This window comes from Streptomyces tateyamensis (genome assembly GCF_003205575.1).
GTDB lineage: Bacteria > Actinomycetota > Actinomycetes > Streptomycetales > Streptomycetaceae > Kitasatospora > Kitasatospora tateyamensis.
The window spans coordinates 2,459-2,859 of the sequence record NZ_PYBW01000291.1 but is presented as its reverse complement, the minus strand read 5'-3'; the positions used below and the strand labels follow the sequence as shown (position 1 = coordinate 2,859).

The 401-nt window shown below is 72.3% G+C and carries 1 protein-coding gene; it reads right to left on the bottom strand.

What is annotated here, in order from left to right; genetic code table 11:
• Positions 1 to 6: 6 nt before the first annotated feature.
• Positions 7 to 401: cobaltochelatase subunit CobN (locus C7C46_RS37080; RefSeq protein ID WP_245985331.1), on the bottom strand; the 395-nt coding region annotated here is incomplete at its 5' end.

The following is a 401-nucleotide window of genomic DNA, read 5'->3' as shown; positions in this document are numbered from 1 at the left end:
GAACCGTCACTCGCCTTCCAGGTCCCCCTCCGCCTCCAGGAAGGCGGCCTGGAGCTCGGCGATCAGGGCCGGGTCGGGCTCGGCCCACAGGCCGCGCTCGGCGGCCTCCAACAGCCGCTCGCTGATGCCGTGCAGAGCCCACGGGTTGGCGTCGGTGAGGAACTCGCGGTTGACCGGGTCGAGGACGTACTCCTGGGTGAGCCGCTCGTACATCCAGTCGGCCACCACCCCCGTCGTGGCGTCGTAGCCGAACAGGTAGTCCACGGTGGCCGCCATCTCGAAGGCACCCTTGTACCCGTGCCGCCGCATCGCCTCCAGCCAGCGCGGGTTGACCACCCGGGCGCGGAAGACCCGGGCCGCCTCCTCGGTCAGGGTGCGGGTGCGCACCGTCTCGGGGCGGG